At 54.3% G+C, this 12756-nt stretch carries 6 protein-coding genes; 4 read left to right on the top strand and 2 right to left on the bottom strand.

The genetic code is table 11. The annotated features are described in order from the left end of the window. Nucleotides 1–780 precede the first annotated feature (780 nt). Nucleotides 781–3114 (top strand): S9 family peptidase, encoded by a 2334-nt coding sequence (locus tag ACAW75_RS08185; RefSeq protein ID WP_370728208.1) that lies wholly within the window; start codon nucleotides 781–783, stop codon nucleotides 3112–3114. A 122-nt stretch (nucleotides 3115–3236) separates the two neighbouring features. On the opposite strand, the gene ACAW75_RS08180 is transcribed toward ACAW75_RS08185, so the two are convergent. Further along, nucleotides 3237–4004 (bottom strand): HpcH/HpaI aldolase family protein, encoded by a 768-nt coding sequence (locus ACAW75_RS08180; RefSeq protein ID WP_370728207.1) that lies wholly within the window; start codon nucleotides 4002–4004, stop codon nucleotides 3237–3239. A 49-nt stretch (nucleotides 4005–4053) separates the two neighbouring features. Beyond that, the gene (locus ACAW75_RS08175) at nucleotides 4054–7503 is read right to left on the bottom strand and encodes a ThuA domain-containing protein (protein WP_370728206.1); all 3450 of its coding nucleotides are present in this window, start codon (nucleotides 7501–7503) and stop codon (nucleotides 4054–4056) included. 191 nt (nucleotides 7504–7694) lie between these two features. Between ACAW75_RS08175 and ACAW75_RS08170 the strand changes: the two genes are divergently transcribed. The 3 genes from ACAW75_RS08170 (at nucleotide 7695) to ACAW75_RS08160 (ending at nucleotide 12749) form a co-directional block, all read left to right on the top strand. Beyond that, on the top strand, nucleotides 7695–9083 hold the full coding sequence (locus ACAW75_RS08170) for a glycoside hydrolase family 140 protein (protein ID WP_370728205.1): 1389 nt from the start codon (nucleotides 7695–7697) through the stop codon (nucleotides 9081–9083). Between the two features lie 78 nt (nucleotides 9084–9161). After that, nucleotides 9162–9839: a 3-keto-disaccharide hydrolase gene (locus ACAW75_RS08165; protein WP_370728204.1), complete on the top strand. Its 678-nt coding sequence runs from the start codon at nucleotides 9162–9164 to the stop codon at nucleotides 9837–9839. A gap of 39 nt (nucleotides 9840–9878) precedes the next feature. Next, the gene (locus ACAW75_RS08160; RefSeq protein ID WP_370728203.1) at nucleotides 9879–12749 is read left to right on the top strand and encodes a PVC-type heme-binding CxxCH protein; all 2871 of its coding nucleotides are present in this window, start codon (nucleotides 9879–9881) and stop codon (nucleotides 12747–12749) included. The last annotated feature ends 7 nt before the right edge of the window (nucleotides 12750–12756 follow it).

Genomic DNA, 12756 nt, shown 5'->3' with positions numbered 1-12756 from the left:
AACGAACTGGCTTGCCGATTACTGTATGGTCTGGCCTGGGCGGTGGTGGAGCAGTTGACTGCTTGTCTGAGACAGGGGGATGTAGAAGGAACAGATTAAATAAAAATACGAGTAACCGTAGCCTCATGGTGGTCAAAATTAATGTTGAGTACTTTACTAATAAACACTAAAAGAGCAAAATTGCTTAAGTACGTCACTTAATTATTAGATCAATATGACTGTTGCCCTGTTGGATCAGGCCTTACAGGAAAATTATTGATAAATGTTTATGTAGTCATTTAAGCAGACTTGCTGTTCTGTTCGACAACATTCATACCAGCCAGCAACAGCTACGCTGGAAGAAACGAAAAGTAGATAAAACCTATAGAATGTGCGACTCAACTAGCCTGAAGGCCTCGCAGAAGGAGAGCCGCCAATGGTTACAAAAATTAAACCAATCTGGTTGTGACCTTTGATTAGGAGACCAAAAAAGGCTTAATAAGGAAGTTTAAGTAACTGATTATGTTATATAATTAATAAATCTAAGCCCGTTTACGTGGTCTTTATAGGTGAATTTTACCGCGGTAACTACTCAGTTGTAGTTTTACTTACCAAGCTACTGCGTCTGTTTAAGTATCAATTTTCCGACTCAGTGGTAAGGAATGCCGGTTACGGTTCGATAAGAAGCGCTTAATCAACGGGCCTATTAGGCTTTTTTAGTAGTATTGTAGTAGTTCGCCATCCTGTAAAAGAGGCGACCATCAACTCACTAAGTCGTCTTCTTGAGCAACTAAACAAATTATGATTAAACCCTTGTTGGCAGGCCTGCCTGTTCTGATCGTGTGCTTCGCCCATGCGCAGCAGCGACCTGTGTTAACCGCTCAGCAATATGAACAGGCGCAGCGGTTCATAGGCTCAAACGCTGAGCAACTCATTGATCACGGTTTCGCCCGCCCCACCTGGTTGCCCGGCGACCGGTTCTGGTACCGTGACCTGACCGCCAAAGGCAGCGAATTCATTCTGGTCGACCCCGCAAAGGCGACGCGCACTATTGCTTTTGATCAGCAAAAACTAGCCACTGCCCTGTCTAGAGCAACCGGAAAAACCTACGAAGCCTCGAAACTGCCGTTTCAAAGTATTGGATTTTTGCCTGATAACCAAGTGGTTAACTTTCAGACTGCTGGTAAGACGTGGCAGTATAATCTGCTCACCGATCAGCTTACTGCCGATAGCACTGGTCGGCCAGGTAACGGAGGTGGCCGTGGAGCGCGCGAAGGAGACGGCAACGAGGTTATGTCGCCCGACCGTAAACGGGCGGCGTTTATCAAAGACTTTAACCTGTGGGTACGTGACATGCAAACCGGTACCCAAACGCAGCTAACCACCGATGGGGTCAAAGATTTTGGGTATGCGACCGATAACGCGGGCTGGAAATCAAGTGATCGGGCCATTCTGGCCTGGTCGCCAGACTCGAAGAAGATCGCTACGTTTAAACAGGATCAGCGCCAGGTCAGCGATATGTACCTGGTGACCACAAACGTCGGTAAGCCCAATCTACGGCAGTGGAAATATCCGCTACCCGGCGATAAGGTCATTCCAACCATCGAGCGGGTGATCATCGAAGTAGACGTACCTAAAGTGATTCGGCTGCAGGTGCCGCCCGATCCTCACCGGGCTACATTGAGCGACGATATCGCCAGCAGCGGTACGTTCGACGATGTAAACTGGACGGAAGACGGCTCTCAACTGGCTTTTGTATCAACCTCGCGTGATCATAAGCAGGAGAAGGTCAGGCTCGCCGATGCCGCTACAGGGGCCGTGCGGGAGGTATTCGAAGAAACCGTTCCAACGCAATACGAGTCGGGTTGGGGGGCTATTAACTGGCGTTATCTGGCTAAGACCAATGAATTTATCTGGTTTTCTGAGCGCGACAACTGGGGCCATCTCTACCTGTACGACGGAGCCACTGGCCGGGTGAAAAATCAGATCACAAAAGGCGATTGGCTGGTAACCAGGCTTCTTCGGGTCGACGAAAAGAAACGAATGCTGTATTTCATGGCGGTGGGCCGTCAGCCAGCCAATCCATATTTTAGTCAACTCTGCCAGGTCGGGTTCGATGGAAAACAGTTTGCCGTACTGACACCTGAGCCGGGTACGCACCAGATAAGCCTATCGCCGTCGGGCGCTTATTTTGTGGATAGCTACTCGTCCCCCAACGTACCGGCCACCACCGTTTTGCGGAGTATGGATGGAAAGTTGATCACGACGCTGGAAAAAACGGACATTTCACGGTTGACGGCCACCGGATGGCGGCCACCTACGCCCATCCGTGTGAAGGCACACGACGGTCAAACCGACCTGTACGGTCTGATGTATACGCCAACCACGCTGGATCCGTCAAAAAAATACCCGATCATCGATTACATCTATCCTGGTCCGCAGGGAGGAAGTGTAGGCAACTGGTCGTTTTCAGCGTCGAGAAAAGACAACCAGGCACTGGCCGAACTGGGCTTTGTGGTGGTGGAGATCGAAGGAACCAGCAACCCACTGCGCTCGAAACGGTTCCATGACATGAGCTATGGCAACATGGCCGAAAATACCCTGCCCGACCAGATCGCGGGTATCCGTCAGCTGGCGCAGCAGTATGGCTACATGGATACGACCCGCGTAGGTATGTGGGGCCATTCGGGGGGCGGGTTCGCCACGGCAACGGCCCTGTTTCGTTTTCCTGATTTCTTCAAAGTTGGCATTTCAGAGTCTGGTAACCATGATAACCGCAACTACGAAGACGATTGGGGCGAGCGATACAACGGTCTGACGGCCACCGCCGATTATGAGGCGCAGGCCAACCAGAACTACGCCAAGAACCTGAAAGGAAAACTGATGCTGGCCCACGGCATGATGGACAATAACGTGCCGCCATCGAATACGCTGCTGGTTGTGGAAGCACTGGAAAAAGCCAACAAAGATTACGACCTGGTCATTTTTCCGAATAGTGGTCACGGTTTCGGCAGCTACTCGTCATACATGATGCGCCGCCGCTGGGATTACTTCGTGAAGCACCTGCTGGGCGCCGAACCGCCCAAAGAGTTTCTGGTTGAACTGAAACCCGACCCGCGCACCACAATGCGTTGAGAGTAGGGGTAAAACCCCTTTACCAACATTGGCCAGGTACGTTCCACTCACATTACGGTGCATGGAACGTACCTGGCCAATGTTGGTAAAGGGGCGCTGACGAAATACCGACAGGTTCAGTGTTACTTAGGCTGGATGATGCTTTTGCAGGCGTCTACTACTTGCCGTGCCCCGTTCCAGACAAAAAAAGTGTCTGTCCCAACGGCCAGAAACGTTGTACCGCTGGCAAGTTCGGCCTGAATGGTATCCGGCTTTTGCAGGAACACACCAACAGGAATGCGCCGCTGTTTGCATTTCGTTTTTATCTCCCGGATGCAGTCCTGAACCACATCGCTGAAAACGTCGCCAAGTCTGTTCAGGCTTCCCGACAGATCATACGGCCCAATGAAAACGCCATCGATACCGTCGACCGCGAGAATAGCGTCCAGGTTGCTGACCGCCTCTTTGTGCTCGATCTGAATAATCACGGCTACTGAATCATTTGCTGTCTGAATGTAGTCGGTAAAGTTCAGCCCGTACGCATGCGCCCGGGCAATCCCGACGCTTCGATGGCCAACGGGGGGGTATCTGGCCGACGCCACCGCCCGTTCCGCTTCCAAAGCCGTATTGACCAGCGGAACGATGACGCCATCGGCGCCGATATCCAGCGCCTGTTTAATGAGAACAGGGTTGTTGTCGGCCACCCGAATAAGGACGCTACACTCATTTTTGATGGCTAACAGCATGTGCTGAACAGCCCCGATCGACAGGGCACCGTGTTCCATATCGATGAATAGCCAATCGAAGCCAGCCAGCGAAAGTAGCTCGGTTAGCTCAGGCGAGGGCAGCGAGGCAAGCGTACCCACGAGTGGCTTGTTGCCACGGAGCTTCTCTTTAAATGATAATTTCATCCTATAACGTACCCAGCCAGTCTGCGATCACGAGTTCAGGCGGTTATACCTATTCGTCGAACCGGATCGTGGTGAGTTTCAAAATTTCGTCGTTGGGTTTGGTGCGTTTGATCGCGAAGAAATACACATCGTGCCGCCCGCTGATCGGTTTGTCGAGCGTACCCGTTACCTTTTTCAGCGTATCCCAGGAGCCGGTTGGGCCGTAACTTGCCCGGCTCACCATTGGTCCCGCCTGCGAGTCGATCCTGACCTCGATGTCACCCGACTGACCAGCCGAGGCATACTCGTAGGTAAACTGCCGGATGCCGGTCAGGTCAATATTTTTGAGGAGGATGTACGATTTGTGGGCACCCTGCGACAGGTTATCCCGGAAGCGGGAGAAACCAACGTGTGCATCGGCAAAGGCTGTTTTCACGGTGGCGTTGCGCAGCCTGACCACATCGGTACCGGTGAGTGGCTTCACCAGCGTTCCCCCGTTGTCTGTATAGGAAGCCAGTAGCGTGTACTGCCCCTGAAGATCATCTTTGGGGTGGTCGGCCAGGGCCAGTGTCCCTTGAGCAGGTAAGGTCGCCGCCTTCTTTTTGGGGTCTGTAAGTGAGTAAATATAACGAACCATCTCCTGGGCGTCCAGGGGCGACAGTTGCGGATGGGCGCTCATCACGTGCTCGGTGCCCCACTTGCCCCCGCCCCCGTTGATGATTTTAGTAGCTAACTGTTCCAATGCCCCCGACTGTCCTTTATAACGCTCTGCAATGGCCAGCAGTGACGGCCCGACCGATACTTTATCTACGGTGTGGCAAGCTTTGCAATCACTGCTGGCCATCAGTGTTTTACCGGGCGGAATCGGTTCAGCCAGCGCAACCACCGCCGATTTTGGCGCTATGTTGTCCTGCGCGCCGGGTTGAGGGGTAAAGCGGTAAGACACCTTAACCCGTTTTGGGTTGATGGTCCGGTCTTCTTTGTCGGTCACGTTTACCGCGTAGGTGAACGGTTTGTTGGGCCAGAAAAAGGACTTATTTCCAGCACTGGTGATGCTTACTTTCGGCCTGGTATCGCCTACATGGACCATGACTGTATCGCGGCTGACCAGCCCGGCCCGGTCCGTTACGCGCAGTATGGCCGGATACGTACCCGGCTTCAGGTACGTGTAGGAGGCGTTAGGCGTAGTGGCCCCCACTGTCTTTCCATCAAACAACCATTGGTAGGTGATCCGGTCGTCGTCGTCCAGGTCACGGCTGCCTCTGCTGCTGAAAAGCACTCGAAGGGGCACTTGCCCGCTGGCTTCGCGCAGAATAGGGAAATTGCGTCGCTCCGACGTTAGAAACACCGTTTTGTCAACATGCGCTTCGGTTGCCGAGTCGGCGATGCTAGCCTGGGCAATGGGCGCCCGATTGCCCGTATTGTACTCGATTTTGACTAGCCGGGCATCCTCATTGTCTGCCCCGTACACCGACCCGTATTCCAGCATGTACATCACCCCGTTGGGACCGAATGCGAGATCGATGGGGCGGCGAAAATCACCGTTTCCGGCCATGAACGGTTCGCTGCGCACGTAGTTTTCCTGCTCATCGAAACGGAGCGCCATCACCCAATTCCTCATCCAGTCGAAAACAAAGAGCGCTCCGTCGTAATAGTCGGGGAATTTTGTGGGCGAGGTGCTGTTTTGGTCAAACGTGTAGAAATCTCCCGCCATCGCACTACGGCCACCAACGCCCAATTCCGGGAATTCGGTCGACGCGGCATAGGGGTACCAGATCATGGCGGGTATGGCCGGAGGCAGCTGAGTTAGCCCCGTATTATTGGGCGAGTTATTGACTGGTGCGGCCGGATTGAAGGCCGGGCCAGCTGTTTTGGTGGCGAAATCCCACTTTGGGTAGGCTGCGTTGTTGCCAACGAAATACGGCCAGCCGAAGTTGCCAGCCTTGCGTGCCTGGTTGAACTCGTCGTAACCACGCGGGCCCTGCACCCCCTCTTTGCCAGCGTCTGGCCCGATCTCGCCCCAGTAGAGCACCGATGTTTTTGGGTTGACAGCTATCCGGTATGGGTTTCGGCAGCCCATCGTATAAATTTCAGGTAAGGTTTTAGCCATGCCCTTCGGAAATAAATTGCCTGCCGGAATGGTATAAGTGCCATCGGCTTCGGGGTGAATACGCAGCACCTTGCCTTTTAAATCATTGGTGTTGGCCGACGACCGCTGTGAATCCAGGCTATAAAATTCGTTGCCAGGCCGCTCGTCGAGCGGCGCGTAGCCGTCTGATGGGAACGGACTGGAGCTGTCGCCCGTAGACAGGTACAGGTTGCCATCGTTGTCCCAGGCTAGTGAACCGCCATGGTGCGAACCACTATTTTTCTGGACAGGTACGGTCAGCAAAACCTTTTCGGAAGCCAGATTCAGCGTGTTCGACGGGGTAAGCGTAAACCGGGAGAGCCGGAACGCCAGGTTGTCTTCGGTCTGCCCAGCGGGAGCGTAATAAAGATACAGGTATTGGTTCCGGGCAAAATTTGGGTCAAGCGTAACGCCGATCAGCCCAGTGCCACCCATGTTTGTGATCGGCAGCTTATGCACGAGCATGGACTTGCCCCTGCGCGGGTCATACATGGATAGGCTACCGAACAATTCGGTGAAAAAGACCCGGCCATCGGGGGCGACGGCCAGTTCCATGGGGGAGTTCAGGTCATTGACCAGCACCGTTTTTACGAACCGATTCTGATCGGGCGTCACTTTGGCGTATGCCTTCGTGTAGTCGAGCGGTTTATTGCCGCCAATGGCATAGGTGATGCCACCCAGCAGGTGTGTGAGAAACAAGGGCTCGCTGTAACTTTCGTCGGTGTGGCCGATACCCGTATAAAAAGCCCGGCCACCATCAAAGTCGTGGTACCAGCTGATGTGGTGATGCGCCCCGTTGGTGCCGCCTTCATACGTGTTTTCGTCGAGATCGGCCAGTACCTTGATGTCTGAGTAAAACGAGCGATAATTGTACCATTCGTCTGTCCGTTCCCAGCGGGCAGGCAGCGTGGCCGTAGCCTGATTGCCCGAATCGACGATTTCGACGGTTGCCTGACGAACGTTGGGATTGTGGGGATGACTGGAAAAGAAAGCGCCCATCAGTTTCCCGTACCAGGGCCAGTCGTATTCAGTATCGGCGGCCGCATGAACACCAACGTACCCGCCACCTGCCTGGATATAGCGCTCAAAGGCAGCCTGCTGTTCGCCATTGAGCACATTGCCCGTGGTGCTCATCCAGACAACCGCCGCGTATTTCTTCAGGTGCTTGTCGGTAAAGAGCGTTGCATCGGTGGTTGTATCAACAGCGAAGCCGTTTTCGCGGCCCAGCTTCTGAACCGCCGCAATACCGAATGGGATCGACGAGTGATGCCAACCTTTGGTTTTGGCGAAGACCAGTACGGTGGGTGGTGCAGCTACTTGTTTGCGGGTCATGCCCAGCTGGCAAAAGGCAAGCAGGCATACCAAGCTAAAGAGTTTAGCAGATAATGACATGGTTTAGGCGGTGGAGAGGGTGACGCAGACCGTTTCTTTACATAAGCCACCACAGCCTTGTGACTACCCGAAATGCAGGCGTAACCAGTGAAGGACAGCCTAGTTTGGGTGGGTTTGATTGAGTAGGGAACGGCTTGTCCACCGCTTTTCCGAAGACTATTCATCTCGGTCTTTACTCTCTTGACTTCACCATGAAGCAGGCCCTTTTTGTACTACTTTTCAGCTGTATCGCCACGCTGACGCTGGCACAACAACCGTTTGCGGGCGGGCGACTACAGGTATCGGCCAATAAACGCTTTCTGGTTCATCAGAATGGAGTTCCGTTTTTCTGGTTGGGTGATACCGCCTGGGAGTTATTTCACCGCCTGAACCGGGAGGAAGCGGATGGCTACCTGAAACGCCGCGCCGAACAGGGCTTTACGGTAGTGCAGGCGGTAGCGCTGGCTGAGTTCGACGGCCTGAACGAAAAGAATCCGTATGGAGAGGTTCCGTTGGTTAATAATGACCCGACGAAACCCAATGAGGCCTACTTCGCGCACGTGGACTACATTATCGATAAAGCGGCTCAGTACGGGATCGTCATTGCTTTTTTGCCCACCTGGGGCGACAAGGTCTTTAAAAGCACCTGGGGCAATGGCCCTGAAATTTTTACTCCAGACAATGCGCGCAGCTACGGGCAATACGTGGGCAATCGCTACAAAAACCGGGAAAATATTGTCTGGGTATTGGGCGGCGACCGGAACCCCCGCGACGGATCAACCGACCTGGCCGTCTGGCGGGCTATGGCTGTGGGCATTCAGGAAGGGGTTGGCGGTGCCGACAAAGCGTTGATGACCTTCCATCCGCAACCGAACGGCATGAACGGCGGCGCCTCAAAGTGGTTTCAGGATGACCTCTGGTTTGATGTCAATATGCACCAGAATGGCCACTGCCGGAACGTACCTGTGTATGACTATATCACGGTATCGTATAATCGGCAGCCTACTAAACCAACGATGGATGCTGAACCGATTTACGAAGACCATCCGGTATGCTTCAATGCCAAAGAGCTGGGTACGTCCAGTGCGTATGATGTGCGCCTGTACGCGTATCTGGACCTGTTTGCGGGGGCACACGGGCATACGTATGGTTGCCATGACATCTGGCAGATGTACAGCGCCAGTCGACCGGCGGTAAACGGGCCGCACCTATACTGGCAGGAAGCCCTCGACCTGCCCGGCGCTAACCAGATGAAGCACATACGCCGGTTGCTGACCGCCCGTCCAGTACTTGATCGTGTGCCAGACCAGACATTGATCGTGGAAAACAACCTGAGCCCGGCAGAGCGGATTCAGGCAACGCGCGGAAGGGATTATGCCTTTGTGTATTCGGCAGCCGGAAAGGGATTTACCGTGAATCCGGGCAAGATTTCGGGTTCGCGCCTGACCGCCACCTGGTACGATCCGCGATCGGGTAAAACGCAGGCGGCAGGTACGTTCACCAATCAGAAACCAATGCCGTTTACACCGCCTACCCAGGGCTATGGTCAGGACTGGGTACTTGTGCTCGATGATGCGGCCAAACAGTTCGCTGCGTTATGACCGCCTGCCCAACCAGTAACGAAGCTGGCTACCCCTGCTTTTATCGCTGATTGTTTCGACCGCCAGCCTACTAATCGAATGGACGTAACCTGGAGAAAGCGAACCGTGTTGCTCAAATACCTGATGGCGGTATCGGCGCTGGTGGGCGGCGCCGCCCTGTCAGGCATAGCCGTGGCCCAGTCGACGGTAAAAGCAGTGGCCTTATTTGATGGAAAAACCCTGACGGGCTGGAAGACGGTCGATCCGACTCATATGAAGCTATGGTCTGTTGCCGACAGCATGATCACGAGTGGCGATGGACTGCATAAGATACCGGAGAACACGTACCTGCATACGCTGAAGGCCTACGGCGACTTTGAATTTCGGTGCCTGTTCCGGCTACATGGCGACCCATCGACGGGAATGATCAACAGTGGTATTCAATACCGGTCTGTGCTGGAAGGCGGGAAGATAGTAGGGTATCAGGCCGATATTGGAGAGGGATACTGGGGCGATCTGTACGACGAACACCGGCGAGGCAAGTTGGTCGGCGGTGATGTAAGAACGCTGACGCATTTGTTGAAACCGGATGGCTGGAACAGCTACATTATCCGCTGTACAGGCAATCGCCATGAACTGTATATAAACGGCGTGAAAACCTGCGACTACAGAGAGCAGGACAGCACCATTCCGCAGAAAGGCGTTATTGCCGTGCAAATACACAGCGGTGGAGCAGCTCGGGTCGAATTTAGAGACCTGGTTATTTCCGAACGCTAACGTACCTAGTTTCCCTCCCATCTACTAAAGACGAATCATATGCGTACACGTCGAGTAGTCTACCTATTCATCACTCTGGCTGCCGTGCTACCGGGTGAGCACCTGTTGGCACAGGTTGTCAAAGCTAAACCGGTGCAGGCGCTCGAAACGGTTGACCGGGACTATAAGCTGGAGGCCTCTATGCTGGGCTATTTTGCCCAGGACGGCGCCCGTAACCCTACCCTGAAGGCTAATAAAGGGGATCGGGTGCGGATCACCATCACCGATACCGAGCTGATGACGCATGATATCGCCCTGGAAAAGATGGGTATCAAAAGCAAAACGGTTCAGGAGAAAGGAGCAAGCACCAGCCTGACGTTCACTGCCGACAAAAGCGATACCTACTACTGTACCGTGCCGGGGCACCGGGCGGCGGGTATGATAGGTACGTTTGAAGTCGTTGAGGGCGCGCTGACCACCGCACCAGTAGCCGGGGACGTACCTGTGACCAATGGGAAACCCCTAAATCTGAATGTGGAGTCAGGTACGTTGGCCGACTGGACCGCTACCGGGGGGGCGTTTACCAACCCCATCATCGATCAGGACCCGTCGCCGGTTCATGAAAAAGACATGCACATTGGCTTTGCCGGGACGCATTTTCTAAGCAGTGGTGGCACCACTAATTACCAATTAACGGGTACCCTAACCTCCGTACCGTTTCCTGTTACCCAGCCGTTTGCCGCCTTCTGGGTGTCGGGAGGTGCCCTGCAGGATACCCGCGTAGAACTGGTGCAGGCGCGTACGAACAAGGTTATTTTTCAGAGTACAGGGCAGGGGCGGGCCACGCTTCAGCCCGTGGTGGTCGAACTGCAACCCTATCTGAACCAGGAGATATTCATTCGGCTGGTCGACAACGAAACAGGTATTTCGCAGATTCCCTACATCGCCAACGACAAATGGGCACACATCAATTTCGATGATTTTCTGTTCTACCCGACCCGGCCGGTGTTTGATAATGAACTGAAACAGAAAGATATAATCGTTCTGCCGCCGTTAGACCCGGTGCTCAACGCCGGCCTTTCGGGTACGAAAGCGGCGCAGGCCATGACGCTTCCTGCTGGCTTTAAGATTACGCTGGCCGCTGCTGAGCCCGACATCATCAAACCCATCTGCTTTACACTCGACCCCCGTGGCCGACTGTGGGTGGTCGAATCACACACGTACCCGGTACCTGCCCCGGAAGGGAAAGGGCGCGACCGGATCCTGATTTTTGAAGATACCAATGGCGATGGCACACTAGACAAAAAGAAGGTCTTTGCCGAAGGACTGAATCTGGTCAGTGGCATTGAAGTGGGAATGGGGGGCGTCTGGCTGGGCGCTGCCCCCTATCTGCTGTTTATACCGGCCGATTTTACCACCGACAAACCAACCGGACCGCCCCAGAAGCTACTCGACGGCTGGGGGACAGACGACACCCACGAGGTGCTGAACAGCTTCCGGTGGGGACCAGACGGCTGGCTCTATGGTACCCACGGCGTGTTTACCCACTCAAACGTTGGCAAGCCGGGAGCCCCCGATTCGGAGCGGACTAAACTGAATGCAGGTGTTTGGCGATTTCACCCTACAACCAGGCAGTTTGAACTCTTCGCCGAAGGAACCAGCAACCCCTGGGGGCTCGATTTCAACGACTACGGACATGCCTTCGTGACGGCCTGCGTTATTCCGCATATGTACAACATGATCCAGGGAGGGCGGTATTTCCGGCAGGCGGGTAAGCACTTTAACCCCTACACCTATGATGATATCAGGACCCACGCCGATCATGTACACTGGGTAGGCGAACGAGGGCCTCATGCGGGTAACTTCCGATCGGCCTCGGCCGGCGGGGGGCATGCCCATGCCGGCGCCATGATCTACCTGGGCGGCAACAGTTGGCCGAAGGAATACCGCAATGAGATTTTCATGAACAACATCAACGGAGCCCGGCTAAACCGCGATCACCCGGCCCGGTCAGGTTCTGGGTACGTGGTTCATCACCGGCCCGATTTTCTAGCCATGAATGACTCCTGGTCGCAATGGCTGACTATGAAATACGATCCCAGCGGCTCGGTCTATGCCATTGATTGGTACGATAAGAACCAGTGCCACAGCCCCAACCCGGATGTGCACGACAAAACAATGGGGCGTATTTTTAAGATCACGCACGACAACGACAAATGGGTAAGCGTTGACTTAACGAAGGCCTCTGATAAAGAACTGGTCAACTACCAGCTACACGCCAATGAATGGTATGTACGCCAGGCCCGAACCATTTTGCAGGAACGTGGCCCAAATAAAAAGGTGCACAAAGCACTCAAGGACATCTTGGCCAACAACCCCGACCCCACGCGGAAACTCCGGGCTTTATGGGCATTACACGTAACGAAAGGGTTGACCGAAAAGGAACTGGCCGATCTGCTGACCAGCGAAAGTGACTACGTCAGAAGCTGGGTTATTCAACTCCTGGCCGAGAATAAAGCCGTTTCGGCCGAAACGATGAAACGGTTTACCGCGCTGGCCCAGCAGGATACGTCGGCGTTGGTTCGGCTGTACCTAACATCGGCCATGCTTCGGGTAGACCCCGCCCAGCGGTGGGATGTGTTGGACGCATTGACCCAGAAACCACAGGATAAAACCGACCATAACCTGCCACTACTGGTCTGGTACGCCTCGGAGCCCCTGGCAACTATCGATATGAAACGGGCCTTGGCGATGGCGCAAAAATCAACGATGCCCAAGCAATTGCCCTACACCATTCAGCGCATCGCCGCCATCGGTACCGACGAGGCAAAGAAACTGTTGAAAGAGCTGAACGAGCGGGTGGGCAAACAGGAACATACGCCCGAAACCCACGGACTTCAGGCCCTGCTGGCTAAGGTACTGTCGGACTAGATCTGGT

The organism is Fibrella arboris (assembly GCF_041321095.1).
GTDB classification, from domain to species: domain Bacteria; phylum Bacteroidota; class Bacteroidia; order Cytophagales; family Spirosomataceae; genus Fibrella; species Fibrella arboris.
The sequence above is the reverse complement of the archived record's forward strand: the minus strand, read 5'-3'. Positions and strand labels throughout refer to the sequence as shown.

What these genes read in the sequence shown, in the direction of transcription:
- ACAW75_RS08185 (WP_370728208.1), top strand. Translation starts at nt 781, where the DNA reads ATGATTAAACCCTTGTTGGCAGGCCTGCCTGTTCTGATCGTGTGCTTC.
- ACAW75_RS08180 (WP_370728207.1), bottom strand. Translation starts at nt 4,004, where the DNA reads ATGAAATTATCATTTAAAGAGAAGCTCCGTGGCAACAAGCCACTCGTG.
- ACAW75_RS08175 (WP_370728206.1), bottom strand. Translation starts at nt 7,503, where the DNA reads ATGTCATTATCTGCTAAACTCTTTAGCTTGGTATGCCTGCTTGCCTTT.
- ACAW75_RS08170 (WP_370728205.1), top strand. Translation starts at nt 7,695, where the DNA reads ATGAAGCAGGCCCTTTTTGTACTACTTTTCAGCTGTATCGCCACGCTG.
- ACAW75_RS08165 (WP_370728204.1), top strand. Translation starts at nt 9,162, where the DNA reads ATGGACGTAACCTGGAGAAAGCGAACCGTGTTGCTCAAATACCTGATG.
- ACAW75_RS08160 (WP_370728203.1), top strand. Translation starts at nt 9,879, where the DNA reads ATGCGTACACGTCGAGTAGTCTACCTATTCATCACTCTGGCTGCCGTG.